This is a genomic window from Micromonospora sp. 067-2 (assembly GCF_046549295.1).
Classification (GTDB): Bacteria; Actinomycetota; Actinomycetes; order Mycobacteriales; family Micromonosporaceae; genus Micromonospora.
On the sequence record NZ_JAJPWB010000001.1, the window covers coordinates 217,126 to 240,392 of the forward strand.

Annotated in this window: 19 protein-coding genes, 1 pseudogene and 1 riboswitch; of the genes and pseudogenes, 13 read left to right on the forward strand and 7 right to left on the reverse strand. The window is 74.6% G+C overall.

Annotated elements, in window-relative coordinates:
- Positions 1-89 precede the first annotated feature (89 nt).
- Genes ACLJN9_RS00985 through ACLJN9_RS00995 form a run of 3 tightly spaced genes read right to left on the reverse strand, consistent with a single transcriptional unit; the run spans position 90 to position 1,950 of the window.
- The gene (locus ACLJN9_RS00985) at positions 90-644 is read right to left on the reverse strand and encodes a hypothetical protein (protein ID WP_410809038.1); all 555 of its coding nucleotides are present in this window, start codon (positions 642-644) and stop codon (positions 90-92) included.
- Positions 645-656: 12 nt separating this feature from the next.
- Positions 657-1,376, reverse strand: coding sequence for a hypothetical protein (locus tag ACLJN9_RS00990; RefSeq protein WP_410809039.1), 720 nt, complete (start codon positions 1,374-1,376; stop codon positions 657-659).
- Positions 1,369-1,950, reverse strand: coding sequence for an RNA polymerase sigma factor (locus ACLJN9_RS00995; protein ID WP_410809040.1), 582 nt, complete (start codon positions 1,948-1,950; stop codon positions 1,369-1,371). Before ACLJN9_RS00995 ends, ACLJN9_RS00990 begins: the two co-directional genes overlap by 8 nt.
- Positions 1,951-2,070: 120 nt before the next feature.
- Here ACLJN9_RS00995 and ACLJN9_RS01000 point away from each other — a divergent pair, with 120 nt between their 5' ends.
- Positions 2,071-2,406 (forward strand): hypothetical protein, encoded by a 336-nt coding sequence (locus tag ACLJN9_RS01000; protein WP_410809041.1) that lies wholly within the window; start codon positions 2,071-2,073, stop codon positions 2,404-2,406.
- Between the two features lie 496 nt (positions 2,407-2,902).
- Positions 2,903-3,032: riboswitch (cobalamin riboswitch) on the forward strand.
- 160 nt (positions 3,033-3,192) lie between these two features.
- On the opposite strand, the gene ACLJN9_RS01005 is transcribed toward ACLJN9_RS01000, so the two are convergent.
- Positions 3,193-3,345, reverse strand: coding sequence for a hypothetical protein (locus ACLJN9_RS01005; RefSeq protein ID WP_410809042.1), 153 nt, complete (start codon positions 3,343-3,345; stop codon positions 3,193-3,195).
- Positions 3,346-3,356: 11 nt separating this feature from the next.
- On the opposite strand from ACLJN9_RS01005, the gene cobN reads away from it, so the two are divergent.
- From cobN to cobA, 12 genes and pseudogenes are all read left to right on the forward strand, one after another.
- A complete protein-coding gene (gene cobN, locus ACLJN9_RS01010; RefSeq protein ID WP_410809043.1) occupies positions 3,357-7,034 on the forward strand; it encodes a cobaltochelatase subunit CobN in 3,678 nt (1,225 codons plus the stop codon).
- 232 nt (positions 7,035-7,266) lie between these two features.
- A pseudogene (locus tag ACLJN9_RS01015) lies at positions 7,267-9,551 on the forward strand (magnesium chelatase subunit D family protein); the annotation flags it as partial.
- A 71-nt stretch (positions 9,552-9,622) separates the two neighbouring features.
- Complete coding sequence (gene cobO, locus ACLJN9_RS01020; RefSeq protein ID WP_410809044.1) at positions 9,623-10,234, forward strand: cob(I)yrinic acid a,c-diamide adenosyltransferase; 612 nt, start codon at positions 9,623-9,625, stop codon at positions 10,232-10,234.
- On the forward strand, positions 10,228-11,592 hold the full coding sequence (locus ACLJN9_RS01025; protein WP_410809045.1) for a cobyrinate a,c-diamide synthase: 1,365 nt from the start codon (positions 10,228-10,230) through the stop codon (positions 11,590-11,592). Before cobO ends, ACLJN9_RS01025 begins: the two co-directional genes overlap by 7 nt.
- The gene (gene cobI, locus ACLJN9_RS01030) at positions 11,589-12,368 is read left to right on the forward strand and encodes a precorrin-2 C(20)-methyltransferase (RefSeq protein WP_410809046.1); all 780 of its coding nucleotides are present in this window, start codon (positions 11,589-11,591) and stop codon (positions 12,366-12,368) included. Before ACLJN9_RS01025 ends, cobI begins: the two co-directional genes overlap by 4 nt.
- Positions 12,365-13,237 (forward strand): precorrin-4 C(11)-methyltransferase, encoded by an 873-nt coding sequence (gene cobM / locus ACLJN9_RS01035; protein ID WP_410809047.1) that lies wholly within the window; start codon positions 12,365-12,367, stop codon positions 13,235-13,237. Before cobI ends, cobM begins: the two co-directional genes overlap by 4 nt.
- Entirely contained in the window at positions 13,234-14,382 is a 1,149-nt protein-coding gene (locus tag ACLJN9_RS01040) for a cobalt-precorrin-5B (C(1))-methyltransferase (protein ID WP_410809048.1), read from the forward strand. Before cobM ends, ACLJN9_RS01040 begins: the two co-directional genes overlap by 4 nt.
- Positions 14,370-15,617 carry a precorrin-6y C5,15-methyltransferase (decarboxylating) subunit CbiE gene (gene cbiE, locus ACLJN9_RS01045; RefSeq protein WP_410809049.1) on the forward strand — a complete coding sequence of 416 codons (1,248 nt, stop codon included), beginning with the start codon at positions 14,370-14,372 and terminating at the stop codon, positions 15,615-15,617. The genes ACLJN9_RS01040 and cbiE overlap by 13 nt, the downstream gene beginning before the upstream one ends.
- Positions 15,614-17,341, forward strand: coding sequence for a precorrin-3B C(17)-methyltransferase (gene cobJ / locus ACLJN9_RS01050; RefSeq protein WP_410809050.1), 1,728 nt, complete (start codon positions 15,614-15,616; stop codon positions 17,339-17,341). Before cbiE ends, cobJ begins: the two co-directional genes overlap by 4 nt.
- Positions 17,329-17,634, forward strand: coding sequence for a DUF362 domain-containing protein (locus tag ACLJN9_RS01055; protein WP_410809051.1), 306 nt, complete (start codon positions 17,329-17,331; stop codon positions 17,632-17,634). The genes cobJ and ACLJN9_RS01055 overlap by 13 nt, the downstream gene beginning before the upstream one ends.
- Entirely contained in the window at positions 17,631-18,227 is a 597-nt protein-coding gene (locus tag ACLJN9_RS01060; RefSeq protein ID WP_410809052.1) for a precorrin-8X methylmutase, read from the forward strand. The genes ACLJN9_RS01055 and ACLJN9_RS01060 overlap by 4 nt, the downstream gene beginning before the upstream one ends.
- On the forward strand, positions 18,224-19,900 hold the full coding sequence (gene cobA, locus ACLJN9_RS01065; RefSeq protein ID WP_410809053.1) for a uroporphyrinogen-III C-methyltransferase: 1,677 nt from the start codon (positions 18,224-18,226) through the stop codon (positions 19,898-19,900). Before ACLJN9_RS01060 ends, cobA begins: the two co-directional genes overlap by 4 nt.
- 3 nt (positions 19,901-19,903) lie before the next feature.
- On the opposite strand, the gene ACLJN9_RS01070 is transcribed toward cobA, so the two are convergent.
- From ACLJN9_RS01070 to ACLJN9_RS01080, 3 genes are read right to left on the reverse strand one after another with little or no spacing between them, the layout of a single operon-like run.
- On the reverse strand, positions 19,904-22,060 hold the full coding sequence (locus tag ACLJN9_RS01070) for an FtsX-like permease family protein (protein WP_410809054.1): 2,157 nt from the start codon (positions 22,058-22,060) through the stop codon (positions 19,904-19,906).
- Positions 22,057-22,737, reverse strand: a complete 681-nt coding sequence (locus ACLJN9_RS01075; protein ID WP_410809055.1) for an ABC transporter ATP-binding protein — start codon at positions 22,735-22,737, stop codon at positions 22,057-22,059. The genes ACLJN9_RS01070 and ACLJN9_RS01075 overlap by 4 nt, the downstream gene beginning before the upstream one ends.
- Positions 22,734-23,258 (reverse strand): PadR family transcriptional regulator, encoded by a 525-nt coding sequence (locus tag ACLJN9_RS01080; protein WP_410809056.1) that lies wholly within the window; start codon positions 23,256-23,258, stop codon positions 22,734-22,736. The genes ACLJN9_RS01075 and ACLJN9_RS01080 overlap by 4 nt, the downstream gene beginning before the upstream one ends.
- Between the last annotated feature and the right edge of the window lie 9 nt (positions 23,259-23,267).

The window sequence follows — 23,267 nt, forward strand, 5'->3', positions numbered from 1 at the left end:
GGGAGTGGAAGGGAGTGGTTGCTCCCTTCCTTTTCGCTGTCCGGCGCACGTACGGCCGGTGGCACGGATGGTCGGCGGGAGCACGACGGTCAGGGCAGCCGATCGGCGTACACCAGGTCGATGGTGTCGGTGTGCCCGGCCCAACGGAGTTCGAGGTGCCAGCAACCCGCCCGCGGCATGTCGATGATCGACGGGCCCGGCCCTCCGACGACCTCCCGGGACGCCTTGGTGTCGGTGCCGTCCAGCGTCGCGGTGATCGTCAGGTTGGCCGACGACGTGCTGTCCGACGGCGAGGTGGCCGGTCGGGAGACCCACAGGATCTTGTTGGTCGACCCATCCTGCCGCACCTGCGCAAGCGGATGGGAGAACAGCACGGCCACGATCTCGCCCCTGGCGCCGAGCACGTGCGGGGTTCCGGCGTCGCCGCTGAACCCGGCGTTCGCCCACTCCGGCAACGGCCCCGTCTCGACCCGCGACCCGCAGCCCGTCGCCGCGCCCGCCGTAGTGGCCGCGCCCGCCGCGACCGCCGCGCTTGTCGCCGCGCCCGCCGTGGCCGCAACGCCGGTCGGCGTGGCTGACTGGCCGGTCGTGCAGCCCGCCAGCAGGACCACCGACCCCAGCAGAAACCTTTCCCAGGAACCCATTTCGCCCCTTCCCTAGTCCAGCGATTCGGCGATCTCGATCGCCTCGAGCTTGGTGAGGTCGCCCTCGAGCCGGTAGCTCACGCCGGCCTCCTGCCAGATCAGGGTCGAGGCGGCGAGCCGTGCCGTCTCCTGGCGAACCTCTCCCGCACGGTCGACGTAGGACAGGACGTGTGGGCCGCCGACCCAGATGGCGAAGTCGCCGTCGACCTGGACCCACTCCGAGGCCGGCCGGCTGGTCTGCTTGTGGAAGGCCAGGTCGAGACTGCCGTCGAAGGCGTCGATGCGCAGCGCGCCTGAGCGATAGAGCAGCGTCGCCACCCGACAGGCGCCCGTGCCGTCGGGGTCGGCGACCAACACCCGCTCGGGCGGACCCAGCTTCACCGGTAGCCGGACCGGGAAACGCACCGCCCGTTGTGCCTCATCCAGTGTGACGGCCCGCAACGAGGGCAACGGAGACGGAGTGCCGGTCGGCACCACCGGTTCCGACGACGTGACGACGGTGACGCCGGCGAAGCGCAGCAGCCCCGCGACGGCGTCGGCGAGGGCGGCCCGCCCCGGCGGCAGCAGGAGCAGCAGCAGGGCGACGAGCGCCGCCGCGACGAAGGGGCGCCACCGGCGCCGCCGGGGCGCGGGCTCGAAGAGCTGTGCGCGTACGCGGGCGCTCACGTCGGGTGGGTCCGGTGTCTCCAGCCAGGCCGAGAGGTCCCGCAGTTCCCTCTCCAGGTCAGCCATGTCGGACCTCCTCCCGGTCGAGCAGGCCACGGAGCTTCGTCAGCGCCCGGGACGTCCGCGACTTCACCGTGCCCCGCGGCCAACCCAACATCGCCACCGTCTCCTCCTCGCTGAGATCGAGGAGGAACCGGCAGACGATCACCTCACGGTCCCGCTCCGGCAGTTGGCGCAGGGCCTGCACCAGCGCCGCGCGACGCTCACCGGCGAGGACCGCCCCGACCGCACCGTCCTCGGTGATCTCGGACACCGGGTTGGCCGCCGCCGCCCGCAGGACGAGGCCGTCGCGGCGGGTACGGGACCGGTGCAGGTTGCGGGTCTCGTTGGCGACGATCGCCAACAGCCAGGATCGGAAGGACGAGTCGCCCCGATAGCGCGACAGGCTGCGGTGCCCCTTCACAAACGCCTCCTGGATGACGTCCTCGGCGTCCGCGCCCGCGCCGAGCAGCACCGCCGTCCGGTACGCGGACGGGGTGTGCCGGGCGACCAGGAGGTCGTACGCCTCCAGGTCACCTGACCGAGCGCGGTTGACGAGCACGTCGTCGTTCAGGGAGACCTCCGGTTGCATCACACTCATGACACCGCTGCGGCGCGGCGGGTTCCAACCGTGGCGCGACCAGCTCACTCCCACCCGGCGTGCAGCGTATTGCCAGGAAGCGGTGGTGCACTGGCGGGAGCGTCGAGGAAGGGGTGGGGCATGGGCTGGTTCAGTCGACGGGCACGGGGCACCGAGGCGACCCCGACGAAGCTGGACCGCGAGGGGACCCGGGAGGATCTCGCGGCGCTGGAGGCGTTTCTCGCCAGCCGGCGGGGGGTGGAGTTCTACCTGGAGCCGGAGACCACGGCCACGGACACGACCGTCGTGGCCATCGCCCACGACGGCGAGTGGATCCGCCGCCGGACCGGCACGCCACGCGCGGCGGGCGCCATCGCCCGCAAGCACGCGGTGCCGCTGTACGAGGCGGCCCGCACCGGCTATCCGGAACGCATGCGCACCTGGAGCCGGGCACACCCGGAACGCCACGCCCGCTGAGGCCCGACAACGAGCCCGCCGCCCGCAGTCCGCATCCCGCGCGACCCGCGACCTGCGGCCCGCGCGGCCCGCGCATCCCGCGCGGCCCGCGCATCCCGCGCGGCCCGCGCATCCCGCGCGGCCCGCGCATCCCGCGCGACCCGCGACCTGCGGCCCGCGCGGCCCGCGCGGCCCGCGCGGCCCGCGGCCCCTGGCGGACCGGTGCTCGGTAGAGGCACGCAGATCTTGGACACTTACCGTTTCGAGTTGACGGTAAGTGTCCAAGATCTCGCGTTCGGGCCATCCCGAAGCGCAGGTTCCAATTGATCATGGCCGTTTGGCCGGGCGCCGGTGGAGTGGAGCATCGGGTGCGGGACACGAGGTGCGGTGTCGTGACGATCGTGAATCGGCGCCTAGAAATTGCCGTCTGTCGATGGATTGGCGGCGCCGTCCGCTGAGGGGGCGGCGTTGACCGGCGGCGCAGCGGTGTGGCAGCATTCGCGGCCTGACGGCAGTGAAGGAAGTCGGTGTGATTCCGACGCGGTCCCGCCACTGTCACCGGGGAGTGATCCCCCCTCGTGCGCCACGACCGTGTGTCTGCGGTTGGAAGGCCGGGGGAGAGCGTCGATCCGGAAGCCAGGATACTTCGGCCGTCGGGACGTACCCCAGGGCGTGGACACCCGAGGAGGACCCGATGACGCACGGCGTCTCTTTCATCGACGAGTATCGTCGTGACCCGCACGGTGGGCGCTCCGCAGCCCCCGCACCCGGCCACGTCTGCGGACGTTCGGCCGGCCGGGCGCACGGTCACGCCGGTTCCTGCGGCCGCTGAGCCGCGCACCCGGCGTCGACCGGCTGCCGACAGCCGTCGGTGACCGCGCGCCGGGCCGTCGTACCGGCTGACGCCGCACCCACCCGCTTCGTCCAGGTCGCCTCCACGGCGGCCGGGGCGTCACTCACCGGAGCCTCCCGTGCGCATCCTGCTGCTCTCCACCGCCGACACCGACCTGTTGGCCGCCCGCGCCAGCGGTGTCGACTACCGGCTGGCCAACCCCGCCCGGGTCAGCGCCGACGAGGTGCCCGCGCTTCTCGACGGGGTCGACCTCGCCGTCGTACGCCTGCTCGGGGGTCGGCAGGCGTGGCCGGACGGGCTCGCCGCGGTGCTCGCGAGCGGCCGGCCGACGGTCGTGCTCGGCGGTGAGGCGGTGCCCGACGCGGAGCTGATGGCCATCTCCACCGTGCCGTCCGGCGTCGTCACCCAGGCGCTGGCCTACCTGGTCGAGGGCGGCCCGGACAACCTGGGCCACCTGGCCCGGTTCCTCTCCGACACGGTGCTGCTCACCGGTGAGGGTTTCGCCCCACCCGCACCCACCCCGGCGTACGGCGTGCACGGTGAGCACCCCGTCGACCCGGACCGGCCCACCGTGGGGATCGTCTTCTACCGGGCGCACGCGCTGGCCGGCAACACCGGCTTCGTCGACGTGCTCGCCGACGCGGTGCGGGCGGCCGGCGCCAACCCGCTGCCCATCTTCTGCGGTTCGTTACGCGGGCTGACCGCGGGCGCCGGCCCGCTCGGGCTCTTCGCCCGCTGCGACACGCTGCTGGTCACCGTGCTCGCGGCCGGCGGTGCGGTCGCCGCGGACGCCTCCGGTGGTGGCGACGAGGACGCCTGGGACGTCGGCGCGCTGGCCGCCCTGGACGTCCCGGTCATCCAGGCGCTCTGCCTGACCAGCACCCGTGAGCAGTGGGCGGGCAGCGACGCCGGACTGTCCCCGTTGGACGCGGCGATGCAGGTGGCCATCCCCGAGTTCGACGGCCGGATCGTCACCGTGCCGTTCTCGTTCAAGCAGATCGACGCCGACGGGCTCTCGGTCTACGCCGCCGACGCCGACCGGGCCGCCCGGGTCGCCGGGATCGCGGTGCGCCACGCCCGGCTGCGGTACGTGCCCAACGCCGACAAGCGGGTCGCCGTGGTGCTCAGCTCGTACCCCACGAAGCACTCCCGGGTCGGTAACGCCGTCGGGCTGGACACCCCCGTGTCGGCGGTCCGACTCCTCGCCGCGTTCGCCGACGCCGGCTACCACCTCGGCGACGCGCCGCTGCCCGACGACGGCGACGCGCTGATCCACGCGCTGATCGCCGCCGGCGGTCACGACGTGGAGTGGCTCACTCCGGAGCAACTGGCCGCCGCCGAAGCCCGGGTGCCCGGCCAGACGTACCGGCGGTGGTTCGAGGCGGTCCCCGCCGAGCTGCGGATGCGGATCCGGGAACACTGGGGTGAGCCCCCCGGCGAGCTGTACACCGACGGCGGGGACATCGCGCTCGCCGGGCTGCGCTTCGGCAACGTGGTGCTGCTCATCCAGCCGCCGCGCGGCTTCGGGGAGAACCCGATCGCCATCTACCACGACCCGGACCTGCCGCCCAGCCACCACTACCTGGCCGCGTACCGCTGGCTGGCCGCGCCGGCCGCCGACGGAGGGTTCGGCGCGGACGCCGTGGTGCACCTGGGCAAGCACGGCACCCTGGAGTGGCTGCCCGGCAAGGGCCTCGGCCTGGCCGCCGGCTGCGCACCCGACGCGGTCCTCGGTGATCTGCCACTGGTGTACCCGTTCATCGTCAACGACCCCGGCGAGGGCACCCAGGCCAAGCGGCGGGCGCACGCCGTCGTGATCGACCACCTGGTGCCGCCGATGGCCCGCGCCGAGACATACGGCGACCTGGCCAAACTGGAACAGCTGCTCGACGAGTACGCCACCGTGCAGGCGCTCGACCCGACCAAGGTGCCCACCGTACGGGCGCAGATCTGGGACCTCGTCCGCGCCGCCGAGCTGCACCACGACCTGCACGCCGAGGCGATGCCGGACGCCGACGACTTCGACGACTTCGTGCTGCACCTCGACGGTTACCTGTGTGAGGTCAAGGACGTGCAGATCCGCGACGGGCTGCACATCCTGGCCGCCGCGCCGACCGGTGAGCCACGGGTCAACCTGGTCCTCGCGGTGCTGCGCGCCCCGCAGATCTGGGGTGGCGCCCGTGCCCTGCCCGGCCTGCGGCAGGCCCTCGCGGCCGCGTACGGGCTCGACGAGCAGGACCTGCTCGCCTCACCCGGGCAGCGGCTGGCCCTGCCCGCGGCGCTGACCGACGTGGTGGACGGGCCGGCCGGCACCGCCGCCGACGCGATCGACCTGATCGAGGCCCTCGCCCGACGGCTGGTCGTCGGCATGGAGACCCTCGGCTGGGCCGTCGAGACCGTCGAGACCGTCGAGACCGTCGTCGACGAGGTGACCGGCCGACCGATCCCGGAAGCCGCCGCGGTGCTGCGCTTCGCCGCCACCGAGCTGGTGCCCCGACTCGACCGGACCACCGACGAGCTGACCAACACCCTCGGCGCGCTCGACGGCCGGTTCGTGCCACCCGGCCCGTCCGGCTCGCCCACCCGGGGCCTGGTCAACGTCCTGCCCACCGGCCGCAACTTCTACTCCGTCGACCCCAAGGCGATCCCCAGCCGCAACGCCTGGGACGTCGGGGTGGCCCTCGCCGACTCACTGGTGGCGCGGCACCTCGCCGACACCGGGGCGTACCCCCGCTCGGTGGGGTTGACCGTGTGGGGCACCAGCGCCATGCGGACCCAGGGCGACGACATCGCCGAGGTGCTCGCCCTGCTCGGCTGCCGGCCGGTGTGGGACGACCGGTCGCGGCGGGTGACCGGCGTCGAGGTCGTGCCGACGGCCGAGCTGGGCCGGCCCCGCATCGACGTGACCGTGCGGATCTCCGGCTTCTTCCGCGACGCGTTTCCGCACGTCGTGGCGTTGCTCGACGACGCCGTCCGGCAGGTCGCCGCGCTCGACGAGCCGGAGGCGGAGAACTACGTCCGGGCGCACGTGGCCGCCGACCTCGCCGAGCACGGCGACGAGCGGCGGGCCACCGCCCGGATCTTCGGCTCCAAGCCCGGGGCGTACGGCGCGGGGCTGCTGCCACTGATCGACGCCCGCACCTGGCGCAGCGACGCCGACCTGGCCGAGGTGTACGCGGTGTGGGGCGGCTACGCCTACGGTCGGGGCCTGGACGGGCGGGAGGCGCGTGTCGACATGGAACGCTCCTTCGCCCGGATCGCTGTCGCCGTGAAGAACCAGGACACCCGCGAGCACGACATCGTCGACTCCGACGACTACTTCCAGTACCACGGCGGGATGGTGGCGATGGTCCGCCACCTCACCGGCACCTCACCGCAGGCGTACGTGGGCGACTCGGCGATGCCGCACGACGTGCGCACCCGCACCCTGGGCGAGGAGACCCGGCGGGTGTTCCGGGCGCGGGTGGTCAACCCGAAGTGGATCGCCGCGATGCGCCGACACGGCTACAAGGGCGCCTTCGAGCTGGCCGCAACGGTGGACTACCTGTTCGGCTACGACGCCACCGCCGGGGTGGTGGACGACTGGATGTACGAGCACCTGGCCGCCGCGTACCTCTTCGACGACACCACCCGGGAGTTCCTCGAGAAGTCCAACCCGTGGGCGCTGCGCGGCATCACCGAGCGGCTGCTGGAGGCCGCCGACCGGGGGCTGTGGGCCAAACCCGAGCCGGCCACCCTCGACCGCCTCCGGGACACGTACCTGGCCAGTGAGGGTGACCTGGAGGACCGGGCGTGAGCGCGAGGAGTGAGCCGGGTTTGCGAGCCCCGCAGTCGCGATCCGAGGAGGCGCAGTGAGCGCGAGGAGTGAGCCGGGTTTGCGAGCCCCGCAGTCGCGATCCGAGGAGGCGCAGTGAGCGCGAGGAGTGAGCCGGGTTTGCGAGCCCCGCAGTCGCGGTCCGAGGAGGCGCAGTGAGCGCGAGGAGTGAGCCGGGGTTGCGAGCCCCGCAGTCGCGATCCAAGGAGGCGCAGTGAGCGCGAGGAGTGAGCCGGGTTTGCGAGCCCCGCAGTCGCGATCCAAGGAGATGCAGTGACCACGATCTACCCGTTCAGTGCCGTGCTCGGCATGGCCGACATGCGGCTGGCGCTGCTGCTCAACGCGGTCTCCCCGGCGATCGGTGGGGTGCTGGTCCGGGGCGAGAAGGGCACCGCCAAGTCGACGGCCGTCCGCGCCCTCGCCGCGCTGCTGCCGCCGGTGCGGCGGGTCGCGGGCTGCCGGTTCGGCTGCGATCCGGCCGGGCCCGACCCGTCCTGCCCGGACGGCCCGCACCCGACCGACGCCGCCGCCGAGACCCGGCCGGCCCGACTGGTGGAGCTGCCGGTGGGCGCCGCCGAGGACCGGGTGGTCGGCTCGCTGGACCTGGAGAAGGCCCTCGGCGAGGGGGTACGCGCCTTCGAACCGGGTCTGCTGGCGGCCGCGCACCGGGGCGTGCTCTACGTCGACGAGGTCAACCTGCTGCACGACCACCTGGTCGACCTGCTGCTGGACGCCGCGGCGATGGGCCGCAGCCACGTCGAACGGGAGGGTGTCTCGGTCAGCCACGCCGCCCGGTTCCTGCTGGTCGGCACCATGAACCCGGAGGAGGGTGAGCTGCGTCCGCAGCTGCTCGACCGGTTCGGGCTCACCGTCGAGGTCGGCGCCAGCCGTGACCCGGCGATCCGTGTCGAGGTGGTCCGCCGCCGACTCGCCGCCGACGCCGACCCGGCTGGTTTCGCCGCCCGCTGGGCCGACACCGACGCCGAGATCGCCCGCCAGGTGGTCGCCGCCCGCCGCCGGCTTCCCGGGGTACGGCTGCCCGACGCCGCGCTGCGCCAGATCGCCGAGGTGTGCGCCGCGTTCGACGTGGACGGGATGCGCGCCGACATCGTCACGGCCCGTACCGCATTGGCGCACGCTGCCTGGCACGGGCGGGACCGGGTCACCATCGACGACGTCCGGGTGGCCGCCCGGCTGGCCCTGCCCCACCGCCGCCGCCGTGACCCGTTCGACACACCGGGGCTCGACGAGAAGCGTCTCGACGAGGCGTTGCAGCAGGCCCAGGACGCGCACCCGGACGACGACCCGGACGACGGCGGCCCGGACGGATCGGGCTCCGACGGGCCGGGCTCGGACGGGGGCGGCGGCCCGCGCGGCGGCGGCCCCGGCAGCGGCCCGGACGGGCGGGGCCTCGACGAGGGCGGCCCGGACGGAAGCGGCCCGGACGGAACCGGTCCGGACGGGCGGGGTTTCGACGAGAGCGGCGGGGACGGGCGCGGCACCGACGGCTCCGAACGGGATGCGCCTCGTGGGGATCCAGCCCCGGGCGAGGACGGGCAGGTCGACGGACCCGACGGATGGCACGGGGACGAGGACAGGGGCGGGCGCCACCGGGTAGCCGACTCTCGTCAGCCCCACGGCACGGGCGCCGGCGACGACCAGGATCGTGGCCAACCGGTGGCCGTACCCCGGGGTGGGTTGACGGCACGGCTGCTCACCGCGCCCGGCGTCGGTGACGGGGTGCCGGGCCGGCGCTCGCGTGCCCGCACCGGGCGGGGCCGCACCACCGGATCCCGGGTGCCGGCGGGCCGGGTCGGGGCGCTGCACCTGCCGGCCACGGTCCGCGCGGCCGCGCCGCACCAGGCCGCCCGGGGGCGGCTGACCGGCCCGCTGCGGTTGCGCGCGGACGACGTCCGCGAGGCGGTCCGGGAGGGACGCGAGGGCAACCTGGTGTTGTTCGTCGTGGACGCCAGCGGCTCGATGGGCGCCCGGCAGCGGATGACCGCCGTCAAGGACGCGGTGCTGGCCCTGCTCACCGACGCCTATCAGCGACGCGACAAGGTCGCGGTAATCGCCTTCCGGGGCACCGGGGCACGGACGCTGCTGCCGGCCACCTCGTCGGTGCTGGCCGCGTCGACCGGGTTGGCCGAACTGCCGACCGGTGGGCGTACGCCACTGGCCGAGGGGTTGCTCGCCGCCGCCGACCTGCTGCTGGTGGAGCGCCTGCGCGACCCGAAGCGCCGCCCCCTGGTCCTGGTGGTGACCGACGGCCGGGCCACCGCCGGCCCGCGTCCGCTCGACCGCGCGGCGGCAGCGGCGGCCGTCCTCGCCGCGACGGGCGCGCCCTGCGTCGTCGTCGACTGTGAATCCGGCCCGGTCCGCCTGAACCTGGCCAACCGCCTGGCCACCCAACTCCGGGCCCCCCACCGTCCCCTGAACGACGTGGCCCTCAACCCCCACGCACACCCCCCGGCCCGTGCAGATCGTGGAGCGAAACGGCCCTTCCAGGGGCGGCTTCCCTCCACGGTCTCAACCGGCCCCGCCAGCTCGCCAGACAGGAGCGTCGCCTGATGCCGCAGGGGAAGCCGAGCACGGTGCCCGCCGACGGGTTGACCACCCGCCAGCGACGGCGTCGGCCACTGGTGGTGGTGCACACGGGACAGATGAAGGGGAAGTCGACCGCTGCCTTCGGGTTGGCGCTGCGGGCGTGGACCGCCGGCCTGCCGGTCGGGGTGTTCCAGTTCGTCAAGAGCGCCAAGTGGCGGGTGGGCGAGGAGAATGCCTTCCGGGCGCTCGGCGAGGTGCACGAGCGCACCGGCCAGGGCGCACCGGTTTCCTGGCACAAGATGGGCGAGGGTTGGTCCTGGATCCAGCGCGGCGGCGACGCCGACCACGCCGCCGACGCCCTGGAGGGCTGGCGGCAGATCCAGCGGGACCTGGCCGCCGAGCGCTACGGGCTGTACGTGCTGGACGAGTTCACCTACCCGATGAAGTGGGGCTGGGTGGACGTCGACGAGGTGGTGGCCACCCTGGCCGACCGGCCCGGCTTCCAGCACGTGGTGATCACCGGCCGGGACGCCGACCCGAGGCTGGTGGCAGCCGCCGACCTGGTCGCCGAGTTGACCAAGGTCAAGCACCCGATGGACGCCGGCCAGAAGGGCCAGAAGGGTATCGAATGGTGACCCTACCGGCGACGCCCTGGGCGCTGCCCCGGGTGGTGGTGGCCGCGCCGGCCAGCGGGCACGGCAAGACCACCGTGGCCACCGGGCTGCTCGCCGCGCTGCGCCGCCGTGGCCTCACCGTCAGCCCGCACAAGGTCGGCCCGGACTACATCGACCCCGGCTACCACGCCCTGGCGGCCGGCCGGCCCGGCCGCAACCTCGACCCGTTCCTGGTCGGCGCGGAGCGGATCGCCCCGCTGCTGCGCCACGGCGCCAGCGTCCCGACACCCGCCGACGTGGCGGTGGTGGAGGGCGTGATGGGTCTGCACGACGGTGCCGTCGGTCGCCGTGACTACGCCTCCACCGCGCACGTGGCCCGGCTGATCGAGGCACCCGTGCTGCTGGTGCTGGACACCACGGCGCAGGGCCGCTCGGCCGCCGCGCTGACGCTGGGCATGGCCGCGTTCGACCCGGCCGTACGGATCGGCGGGGTGATCCTCAACCGGGTCGGCTCGCCCCGGCACGAGACCCTGCTGCGCGACGCGCTGGCCGAGGTGGGCGTACCGGTGCTCGGCGCGGTCACCCGGGCCGTCGAGGTGGCCGCCCCGGCCCGGCACCTGGGGCTGGTGCCGGTCGCCGAGCGGGCACCCGAGTCCCTCGCGATCGTCGCCGCCCTGGCCGAACTGGTCGAGGCCACCGTGGACCTCGACGCGGTACTCGCCCTGGCCCGGACCGCCCCGGCACTGACCGCGCCGGCCTGGGACCCGGTCGCCGCCGTCGGCGGACCAGCCGGCGCGGACCGGCCACGCGTCGCGCTCGCCGGTGGTCCGGCCTTCACCTTCTCGTACGCGGAGACCGCCGAGCTGCTCACCGCGTCCGGCGCGGACGTCGTCACCGTCGACCCGCTGCGTGATCCGGCGCTGCCCACCGGCACCCGCGCGGTGGTCGTCGGAGGTGGCTTTCCCGAGGCGTACGCGGAGGCGTTGGCCGGAAACGGGGCGCTGCGCGCCGAGCTGGCCGCCTTCGACGGGCCGATCGTGGCCGAGTGCGCCGGGCTGCTCTACCTCGGGCGGTCCCTGGACGGCGTACCCATGTGTGGCCGGCTCGACCTGACCGCCCGGATGACCGGCCGGCTCACTCTCGGCTACCGCGAGGCCGTGGCGGTCACCGACTCCCCGGTGAGCCGGGCCGGCGAGCCGGTACGCGGCCACGAGTTCCACCGCACCAGCACCGACCCGGGGCACGGCGACCGGCCGGCGTGGCGCTGGGACGGCGCCGAGCACGGCTTCGTCGCCGGCCGGTTGCACGCCTCCTATCTGCACACCCACTGGGCCGGTTCCCCCGGTGCCGCCCGAGCCCTGGTCGAGGCGTGCCGATGAGCACCGCTGCCACGCTGACCGGGGTCGGTGTCGGCCCGGGTGACCCGGAACTGCTCACCGTCAAGGCGGTGCGGGTGTTGCGCGAGGCCGACCTGGTCTTCGTACCCGTGATGGCGGACCGGGTCGAGCCCACCGGGACCGGCGGTCCGACCCCGCCGGGCGCGGACGCCGGGCGCGCCGAGGCGACCGTCCGGTCCTACGTCGCGGCGGACCGGCTGCGCCGACTGCCGTTCGCCCTGGACGACCGGGGTGGGGTGACCGCCCGCCGAACGGGGGCCTGGGACGACGCGGCGCGAGCCGTGGTCGAGGCGATCGACACGGGCGCGCGGTCGCTGGCCTTCGCCACCATCGGCGACCCGAACGTCTACTCCACCTTCGGCTACCTCGCACAGGGCGTCCGGGCCCTGCGCCCCGAGGTACGGGTGGCCACGGTGCCCGGTGTCACGGCCATGCAGGAGCTGGCCGCGCGCAGCGGCACCCCGCTCTGCGAGGGACGCGAGCCGCTGACCCTGCTGCCGGCCACCGCCGGGCCGGCGCTCTTCGCCGACGCGCTGGCCGGGCCGGGCACCGTGGTCGTCTACAAGGGCTGGCGGCGGCACCCGGAGCTGCTCGCCGAGCTGCGCCGACAGGGCCGGCTCGCGGGCGCCGTGCTCGGGCGCGGTCTGGGGCTGCCGGGCGAACGCATCAGCCCGGTCGACGACACCGGGCACGACCTGCCGTACCTGTCGACGCTGCTGGTCCCGGCCCGCCGCGAGCACCGAGGAGGAAAACTGTGACCAGCGACGGCAAGGTGTGGTTCGTGGGCGCGGGCCCCGGGGCGGCGGACCTGCTGACCCTGCGGGCCGCCCGGGTGATCGCCGAGGCGGACATCGTGATCTGGGCGGCCAGCCTGGTACACGCCGACGTGCTCGCCCACGCCCGCCCCGACGCCGAGATCGTCGACTCCTCGCAGCTGCCCATCGAGGGCGTGCTGCCGCTCTACCGACGGGCCGCCGAGCAGGGGCTGACCGTGGCCCGGATCCACTCCGGTGACCCGGCGCTGTGGGGCGCGGTGCAGGAGCAACTGGACCTGTGCACGGCGCTCGACCTGACCGTCGAGATCGTGCCCGGGGTCTCCTCGTTCACCGCCGTCGCGGCGATCGTCGGGCGGGAGCTGACCGTCCCGGAGGTCGCCCAGTCGGTGATCCTCACCCGCCTGGAGGGCGGCAAGACCCCCATGCCGCCCGGCGAGCGGGTCCGCGACTTCGCCCGGCACGGCACCACCATGGCGCTGTTCCTCTCCGCCGCCCGCTCCGGGCAGGTGCAGGCCGAGTTGCTGGCCGGCGGTTACCCGGCCGACACGCCGGCCGTGGTGGCGTACCAGGCGACCTGGCCGGACGAGCTGGTGGTGCGGTGCACGGTCGGCACCCTGGAGGCGACGGTCAAGCAGCACCGACTCTGGAAGCACACCCTCTTCCTGGTCGGACCGGCGCTGGCGGCCGAGGGCACCCGCTCACACCTGTACCACCCCGGGCACTTCCACACCTTCCGTCGGGCCGAGCCGACCGCCCGCGCCGAGCTTCGCCGCCAGGCCGGCGCCCGCGCCGGCGGTGCCGTGCAGGATGGCGACGAGCCGGCAACACCGGGCCCCGGGCGCACCCCGTGACGTACGTCGAGCCGCCGCTGCGCGAGCCGGACCTGCCGCGTACGGCGAAGGTCCGGCCCACCGCGCTGCGTACCGGTTGGACCACCGGCGCCTGCGCGACCGCGGCGGCCAAGGCCGCGGTCACCGCACTGGTCACCGGCGCGGCCCAGCCGGAGGTGGAGATCGGCCTGCCCGCCGGGCGACGGGTGCGCTTCCCGGTGGCGCGCTGCGAGCTGACCGGGTCGCCGGCGCGCGCGGAGGCGGTGGTGGTCAAGGACGCCGGCGACGACCCGGACGTCACCCACGGCGCCGAGCTGACCGCCACCGTGGACTGGACCGACGCTCCCGGGCTGCTGCTGACCGGTGGCGCCGGCGTCGGCACGGTCACCAAGCCGGGTCTCGGGCTTCCCGTCGGCGGCCCGGCGATCAACGACACCCCGCGCCGGATGATCAGGGAGGCGGTGGCCGAGGTGGTCGACCTCAGCGAGGTCGGCGTCCGCGTGGTGATCAGCGTGCCCCGCGGCGAGATCATGGCCCGCAAGACCACCAACCGGCGGCTCGGTATCCTCGGCGGCATCTCGATCCTCGGCACCACCGGGATCGTCCGCCCCTTCTCCACCGCCTCCTGGCGGGCCAGCGTCGTGCAGGCCGTGCACGTGATGGCCGCCCAGGGCGAGCGGACCGTGGTGCTGTGCACCGGCGGACGCACCGAACGGGCTGCCCGCGCGTTGCTGCCCGACCTGCCCGAGGTCTGTTTCGTCGAGGTCGGTGACTTCACCGGCGCCGCCGTGACCGCCGCCGTGGGCGACGCGATGACCGGGGTGGTCTTCGTCGGCATGGCCGGCAAGCTGGCCAAACTCGCCGCCGGCATCCTGATGACCCACTACACCCGCTCGAAGGTGGACCTGTCCCTGCTCGGAGCCGTCACCGCCGAGGCCGGCGGTGCTCCGGCGCTGGTCGCCGCGGTGACCGAGGCGAACACCGGGCGGCACGCGTACGAGCTGTGGGAGGTCGCCGGGCTGCTCGCCCCGGCCGGTGACCTGCTCTGCCAGCGGGTCGCCCAGGTGCTGCGGCGCTTCGCCGGGCCGACCGTGACCGTGGACGTGGCGATGGTCGACTTCGCCGGCGCGCAGGTCGTCGCCTCGTCGGGCCGGTGGAACCCGTGACTCCGGTGACCGTGGTCGGCCTGGACGCCGCCGGCGCCCCACCGCACCCCGCGCTCGCGCCGGCGCTGGCCGCCGCCGGGCTGGTGGTCGGTGCCGCCCGGCACCTGGCCGCGGTGCGCGTGCCGCCCGGCGCGGCCACCGTCGCCCTCGGGCCGCTCGCCCCCGCCGTGCGGCAGTTGACCGCCGCCGTCGCCGCCGGGGTGCCGGCCGTGGTGCTGGCCAGCGGCGATCCCGGCCTGTTCGGCATCGTCCGACGGCTGCGTGCGGCCGGGCTGCCGCTGCGGGTGGTGCCCGCGGTGTCCAGCGTGGCCGCCGCGTTCGCCCGCGCCGGCCTGCCCTGGGACGGCGCCGCCGTGGTCACCGCACACGGCCGCGACCCGCGACCGGCGCTGAACGCGTGCCGGGCGCTGCCGCTGGTCGCCGTGCTCACCGCGCCGGGCGCCGGCGCCACCGAGCTGGGTGCCGGACTGGCCGGCTGGTCCCGCCGGCTGGTGGTCGCCGAGCACCTGGGCACCGACGCCGAACGGGTCCGCGAGGTGACCCCCGCGCAGGCCGCCGCCGAGACCTGGTCGGACCCGCACGTGCTGCTCAGCATCGCCCCACCCGATCCAGCCCGGTCCGACCGCGTCGAGGCTGCCCCGACCGGCGGGATGCGGTGGAACAACCAGCCCGCCGCCGCGCCGGCGGGCGGCTGGGCACTACCGGAGATCCGGTACGCCCACCGCGACTCGATGATCACCAAGTCGGAGGTACGGGCCCTCGCCGTCGCCCGGCTGCACCCCGGACTGGGTCGGCTCGTCTGGGACATCGGCGCGGGCAGCGGCTCGGTGGGCATCGAGTGCGCCCTGCTCGGCGCGGCCGTGCTCGCCGTCGAGCAGGACGTCGACAGCGGCGCGACGATCCGCGCCAATGCCGCCGCGCACGCCGTCGACGTCCGGCTGGTCGTCGGGCGGGCACCGGCCGTGTTGACCGGCCTGCCCGAACCGGACGCGGTGTTCGTCGGCGGCGGCGGCACCGACGTCCTCGCCGCCGTGGTGGCCCGCCGTCCCGACCGGGTGGTGCTCACCCTGGCCGCCCTGGACCGGGTCGCGCCGGCCGTCGGCGTGCTGCGCGCCGCCGGCTACACCGTCGAGGGCAGCCAGCTCTCCGCCGCCCGCCTCGCCGACCTGCCCGGCGGGTCGATCCGCCTCGCGGCCACCAACCCGGTGGTCGTCCTCACCGGGGAGCGCCCGTGAACGACCTGACCTCGCACACCCGGATCGGACTGGTCGCGGCCACCGCCGCCGGCCGTCGGCACGCCGACACCGTGGCCGTCGCGTGGCCGCACGCCCGGCTGATCGAGGGGGAGAGCGTCGCCGACGCGCTGCGCACCGCCTGGGAGCGCTGCGACGCCGTGGTCGCCTTCCTGGCCACTGGGGCCGTGGTGCGGATCCTCGCTCCGCTGCTCGGCGACAAGCGCAGCGACCCGGCCGTGGTGGTGGTCGACGAGGCCGCCCGGCACGCCGTGGCGCTGCTCGGCGGACACGCCGGCGGCGGCAACGCGCTCGCCGAGGACGTCGGCGCGCTGCTGGACGCCCGTCCGGTGATCACCACCGCCACCGACGCGGTCGACCTGCCCGGGCTGGACACCCTCGGCTGGCCGGTGCAGGGCGCCGTCGCCGCGGTGTCCCGCGCCATCCTGGACGGTGAGCCGGTCGGGCTGGTCGCCGACGCCGACTGGCCGTTGCCCGCCCTGCCGCCCAACGTCCGCCCGCTGCCCGGCGACGCCCCCGAGGTCGGGTACCGGCTGCTGGTCACCGACCGGGTCGTGCCGTTGGACGAGCGGACCGCCGTGCTGCGCCCCCCGTCGCTGGTAGCCGGTATCGGGGCGAGTCGGGGCGTACCCGCCGCCGAGGTGGCGGAGCTGCTGCACCGGGTGCTGGCGCGGGCCGGCCTCAGCCCGGCCAGCCTGCGCTGCCTGGCCAGCGCCGACGTCAAGGCCGACGAGGCGGGCATCCTGAGCACCGCCGACGCGTGCGGCGTACCCCTGGTGACCTGGACGGCGGCGCAGCTGGCGGCGGTCGACGTGCCGCACCCCAGCGAGGTGGTCCGCGCCGCGGTCGGTACGCCGAGCGTGGCGGAGGCCGCCGCCCTGCTCGGCACGGCCGGCCGCACCGACGACGCCGCGTTGCTGGTGCCGAAGACCGCGTCGGCGATGGCCACCGTGGCGGTGGCCCGGCACGCGCCGCGCGGCCGGCTCGCCGTCGTCGGGCTCGGCCCGGGCGCCGCCGACCTGCGCACCCCCCGCGCGGTGGCCGAGCTGCGCCGTGCCGCCGTGGTGGTCGGTCTCGACCAGTACCTCGACCAGGTCCGCGACCTGCTCCGGCCGGGCACCCGGGTGCTCTCCAGCGGGCTGGGCGCGGAGGAGGCGCGGGCCCGCGCCGCCGTCGCCGAGGCCGCCGCCGGCCGGGCGGTCGCGCTGATCGGTTCCGGCGACGCCGGGGTGTACGCCATGGCCAGCCCCGCCCTGGAGTACGCCGACGAGCGCATCGACGTGGTTGGTGTCCCCGGGGTGACCGCGGCGCTGGCCGCCGGCGCGCTGCTCGGCGCCCCGCTCGGTCACGATCACGCCTACCTGAGCCTGTCGGACCTGCACACCCCGTGGGAGGTCATCGAGCGGCGGGTGACCGCGGCGGCCGAGGGTGACTTCGTGACGTTGTTCTACAACCCGCGCAGCCGCAACCGGGACTGGCAACTCGGCGCGGCGCTGACGATCCTGGCCAAGCACCGGCCCCCGGACACCCCGGTCGGCGTGGTGCGCAACGCCAGCCGCCCCGGCGAACGCGTGCACCTGGCCACGCTGGCCACCCTCGACCCGGCCGTGGTCGACATGTACAGCGTCGTGGTCGTCGGCAGCAGCGACACCCGGCTGGTCGCCGGCCGCATGGTCACGCCACGGGGGTACCGGTGGCGATCGTGACCATCGGCGCCTGCCAGGGCTGCGGCGCCTGCCTGCTCACCTGCCCCACACACGCGATCCGGCCGGTTGCCGGCGGCCTCACGGTCCGCGCCGACCGCTGCACCGGCTGCCTGGAATGCCTGGAGATCTGCCCGGTGGACGCGATCCGCGTCGTCGAACCCCCGGACGGGATCGGCGTCGTCGAACCCTCGGACGCGATCGGCGTCGTCGAACCCTCGGACGCGATCGGCGTCGTCGAACCCTCGGACGCGATCGGCGTCGCCGAACTCTTGGAACGTGGAGGAGCCCGATGAGCCGGGTCGTGCACCCCATCGAGGCCGAGTCGTACCGCATCCTGCGCGACCGGGTCGACCTGTCCCACCTGCCGCCGCTGAGCCGGGCGGTGACCGAGCGGGTGGTGCACGCCAGCGCCGATCTGGCGTACGTCGACGAGTTGGTCTGCGACGAGGCGGCCCTCGAGTCGGGGCTGGCCGCGTTGCGTGCCGGCAGACCGGTCGTCACCGACGTGGCGATGGTCGCCGCCGGCATCACCCGGGCCGGCCTGGAACTGGTCTGCCCGATCGCCGAGCCGGCCGCCGCCGAGCTGGGCCGGGCCGCCGGGATCACCCGCTCGGCGGCGGCCGTGCGGATCGCGCTGGGCCGGGTCGGCCCCGGCGCGGTCTGGGTGGTCGGCTGCGCGCCGACCGCGCTGGTCGAACTGCTCACCCTGGATGCCGCGCCGGCGCTTGTCGTCGGGCTGCCGGTCGGTTTCGTGGGCGCCGCCGAGTCCAAGGCGGCGCTGCGGGCCAGCGGCCTGCCCGGGGTGTCCAACGTGGGGGAGAAGGGCGGTTCGGCGGTCGCCGCCGCCGCCCTCAACGCCCTGCTCTACGTCGAGGAGAAGTCATGACCGGTCTGGTCATCGTCGGGCACGGCACGCGCAGCGCGGCCGGGGTCGACCAGTTCGCCGCGCTGGTCGAGAGGGTCCGCAGCCGTGGTCGCGTCGACGACGTGGAGGGCGGCTTCATCGAGCTGTCCCGCCCGCCGCTGACCGACGCGGTGGGCACGCTCGTCGCGCGCGGACACCGGGCGTTGGTGGCGCTGCCGCTGGTGCTCACCGCCGCCGGGCACGGCAAGGGCGACATCCCCGCCGCCATGGGCCGGGAACAGGAACGCCACCCCGGGTTGAGCTACCGCTACGGCCGCCCACTCGGGCCGCACCCGCTGCTGCACACGGCCTTGCAGGAGCGGATCGACGCGGCGCTGGCCGGCGCGGACCGGGCCGACACCTGGGTTGCGTTGATCGGCCGAGGTTCCACCGATCCGGACGCCAACGCCGAGGTGGCCAAGGTGGCCCGGCTGTTGTGGGAGGGACGCGGCTACGCCGGTGTCGAGCCGGGATTCGTCTCCCTGGCCGAGCCGTCGGTGCCGGGGGTGCTGGACCGGCTGCGTCGGCTCGGCGCGCGGCGGATCGTGGTCGCACCATACTTCTTGTTCGCCGGGGTGCTGCCGGACCGGATCGTCGCCCAGTCGGCAGAGTTCGCCGCCGCCCACCCCGAGCTGGACGTGCGGGTTGCCGACCTGATCGGCGACTGCGACGCGCTGGCGGACCTCGTGCTGGAGCGCTACGCCGAGGCGCTGGGCGGTGACATCCGGATGAACTGCGACACCTGCGCGTACCGGGTGCTGATGCCCGGCTTCGCCGACAAGGTGGGACGCCCGCAGCGCCCGCACGACCACCCCGACGACCCGGTCGGCGGCCACCACCACGACCACGGCCACCACGACCACGGCCACCACGACCACGGCCACGACCACCACGACCACCACGGCCACGGCCACGGCCCGGGTTCGGTGGCGGTGGTCGGCGGCGGGCCGGGGGCCGACGACCTGATCACGGTACGGGGGAAGGCGCTGCTCGACGCGGCGGACGTGGTGGTGGTCGACCGGCTGGCCCCGCAGGGCCTGCTCGGTGGGCTGCGCCCCGACGTGCTGGTGGTCGACGCCGCCAAGGTGCCCCGTGGCCCGTCGATGGCCCAGGAGGCGATCAACGCGGCTCTGGTGTCGCACGCTCGTGCCGGCCGACGGGTGGTCCGGCTCAAGGGCGGCGACCCGTACCTCTTCGGACGCGGCCACGAGGAGGTGCAGGCCTGCGTGGCCGCCGGTGTGCCGGTGACGGTGGTCCCCGGGGTGAGCAGCGCCTTCGCGGCGCCGGCGCTGGCCGGTGTGCCGGTGACCCACCGCGGCGTCGCGCACGACGTCACGGTGGTCTCCGGGCACCTGCCGCCAGGGCATCCCGACTCGCTGGTCGACTGGGCTGCGCTGGCCCGCACCCGGGGCACCGTCGTGTTGTTGATGGCCGTCGACACCATCGCCAAGATCGCGGCCGTGCTGGTCGAGCACGGCCGCGCGCCGGGAACTCCGGTGCTCGCCGTGCAGGACGCCGGCCAGCCCGACCAGCGGTCGGTGCCGGCCCGTCTGGACGAGATCGGCGCCGTGGCGGCGAGGGAGGGCATCGGCCCACCCGCCGTCTTCGTCCTCGGCCCGGTGGTCGCTCTTGCGACCACCGGGCCGACGGCCTGATGCCTATTCGCTGCGGGCGGTCTCCGGGCCGGTGATGCGTTCCAGCAACGGCAGGGTGGAGGCGATGATGCCGAGGCAGGCTGCCAACCCGACGACGACGATCACGGAGAAGCCGGCTCCCGGTGCGGTGAGTGTGTAGCCCATCTGCGCCCGGAGGAACAGATGGGCGGCGAGGAGGCCCATTCCGATGGCGACCGCGGCGACGGCGAGCATCGGTACGGCACTCTCCAGCGCGACCACCCGGCGCAGGACCTGCACCGGGGCCCCGCTGAGGCGGAGCAGGCTGAACGGGCGGCGACGTTCGCTGAGACCGCCGATCACGCTGACCGCGAGGCTGCACCCGGCGAGCGCCAGGCTGGCGATGATGATCACGTTCGCCAGTTGTTCCCAGCCGCGCAGCGTGTCGGCGAAGTCCGACTCGAAGTCGCCGGGCACGTTCGGGCCGACCCAGAAGGTCGGGTAGGCGGCTTCGAGCACGGTGCGGGTGCGCTCCACGGCGGCGGCGGATCCGTCCGTGCCGACGACGATCGAGATCACCGGGAGCCGCTGGAGGTCGTCGGGCGTGAGCGGCGCGGCGTTCCAGACCTTTGTGGACGACGCTGATTCCCGCCACAGGCTGAGGCCCATCGGCACCTCGGCGACGGTGACGCCCTCGGCGCACCGGCCGTACGCGCTCGGGAGGTCGGTACACGCGATCACCCCGACGTCACCGGAGGTGGTCAACACCGGGTTCTCGCGGACGGCGGTCGTGGACCGCACGCCGGTGATCGCGTGCAGCTCGGCGAAGAGCGTGTCGGGCACCGACGGTGCCTTCTCGTCGAAGACGGTGGTCACGGTGCCCGCATCGGTCGAGCCGATCGGTGCCGGGCCACGGTTGGCGACGATCGTGGTGATCACACCGACGGCCACGCTCGTGACGAAGAGCGCGAGCATGATGCCGCTGATCGCCCGGAAGCCGGCCTTCGGGTTGTCGGCGAGGCGTCGCGCGGCGATGAGGGTGGCGGGGCGGCTGGCGTACCGGGCCATCATCCGGGCGCCGACCATCGTCAACCACGGGCCGGCGAGGACCAGACCGGCCATGACGAGCAGCAGGGCGGGCAGGAACAGGGCGGTCTGGCCGTCGGACGTCTCGGGCCGGAAGCCCAGGGCGAAGATCAGCACGGCGACGCCGAGCACGATCGGGATCAGCCGGTACGCGCGCGGTGCGCGGGGGGTGACCCGCCGGGTGACGCCCAGCGGCGAGATTCGTACGCGCCGCAGCGAGACCTGGGCCGCCACCGCCGCGCCGGCCGGAACACCGAGCCCCACGAGCAGGGCGTCCAGCGGGCCCAGCGACATGTCGTTGGGAAAGAACGGCATGCCGGTGAACGGGATGCCCGCGAGCGAGCCGCGGAAGGCGTAGAACAGGCCGAAGCCGACGACGGTGCCGGCGACGGCCGCGGCGGTCGCCTCCACGGCGGCGACCACCGAGATCTGTTTCGGTGTGGCGCCGACCAGGCGCATCGCGGCGAAGCGCTGCTCCCGGCGGGCGGCGCTGAGCCGGGTGGCGGTGCCGATGAAGATCAGCACCGGAAACAGCAGCCCACCGGCGATCACGCCCAGGATGAGGTCCACCGTGGTCTCGGGGAGCGCGGGAGTGTCGCCGACGCTGGTGACCTGCCTCGCGTTGGGCAGTTCGCCGACCTGGTCGGGGGTGCCGCCCACGATGGCGAGCAGGGTGTCCGGCGAGGTCAGCCCGGCCGGGTCGACGGTGCCGAGGTCACGCCCCGGGTAGCGGTCGCCCAGGTGGTCGGCCGGGTGGGCGGCCACCAGTTCGCGCAACGCGGGCGAGGCGTAGTACTCGCCGGGGCGAGGGGTGCTCGGGATGCCGACCGGGGTGGGCGCACGGAGACCGCTGGCTGCGACGTCGATCCGGATGATCTGCCTGCCGTGGAAGTAGTCAGACCGGGTCGACCACCACAGCGGGTCGGCATCGCCGCCCGTCGAGGCGCTGGGATAGATGGACGCGTACCGGGTGAGCTGGGCGTTGACGGCGTTGACCCCGGCGACGGTGGTGAGCAGCAGCCCGGTGCCGATCGCGACAGCGGCGGCGATGATGGCCAGGCGGGTGAGCGCCTCGCGGCCGCCGGCCACGGCGAGGCGGAGCCCGAAGCGGATCACGAGGCGATCCGGTCCGGCGCGTTCACGCGCCCGTCACGGACCATGACCTCGCGGTCGGCGTACGCGGCGACCCGGGGCTCGTGGGTGACCAGGACGACGGCGGTGCCCTGCTCGCGGGCGGCGCTGACCAGTAGGTCCATGACCTGCTCACCGGTGAGCGAGTCGAGCGCACCGGTCGGCTCGTCGGCGAAGAGCACCTGCGGCTCCGCGACCAGGCCGCGGGCGAGGGCGACACGTTGCGCCTGCCCACCGGAGAGCTCCCCCGACCGGCGCTGCTCCAGGCCGTCGAGGCCGAGACGCGCGAACCAGGCGTGCGCCCGGGGCAGCGCCTGACTCCGGCGTACGCCGGAGAGCAGCAGTGGGAGGGCGACGTTCTCCGCCGCGGTGAGCTCGGGGACGAGCTGGCCGAACTGGAACACGAAGCCGAAGCGGTCACGGCGCAGACTGCTGCGCGTGGTCTCGGCCATGCTGTCGACCCGGAGGCCGTCGAAGAGGATCTCGCCGGAGTCGGGCACGAGGATGCCGGCCAGACAGTGCAGCAGGGTGGACTTGCCCGAGCCGCTGGGGCCCATGATGGCGAGAATCTCGCCCGCCTCGACGGCGACGCTGGCGCCGCGCAGCGCCGGGGTCTGGCCGAAGGAGAACTCCACGTCGCGCGCCTCGATCACGACGCTCATGGCCGCACCGCCCGTCGCAGGGCGTCCAACCGGGCGCCGGTCATCTCGATCCATCGGAGGTCCGCCTCCAGGTGGTACAGGCCGTGGTCGGCGAGCAGCGCGTCGACCAGGCTGCCGGTGCGCTTGATCTCGGTGAGCTCACGCATGCGCCGCAGGTGCGCGCTGCGCTGGGTGTCGAGGTATTCGTCGGCGGGACGGTCGAGCATCAGCGCCAGCACGACCTTGGCGAAGAGCACCGTCTGCAGGTGCGGCTCTGGATCGACCGGCTGGCTCAGCCACTGCTGCACCTCGGTCGCGCCCAGGTCCGTGATGATGTAGCGCTTGCGGTCGGGACCGGAGCCGGGGGCGACGTCGCTGATCACCACCTTTCCGTCCCGGGCCAGTCGGCTGAGGGTGGAGTAGACCTGGCCGAACGGCAGCGGCCTGCCCCGCCCGAAGAAGGCGTCGTAGTCGCGTTTCAGGTCGTACCCGTGGCTGGGCTCCCGTTCGAGGAGACCGAGAAGGGTCAGTGGCACGTTCATGGCCGAAGA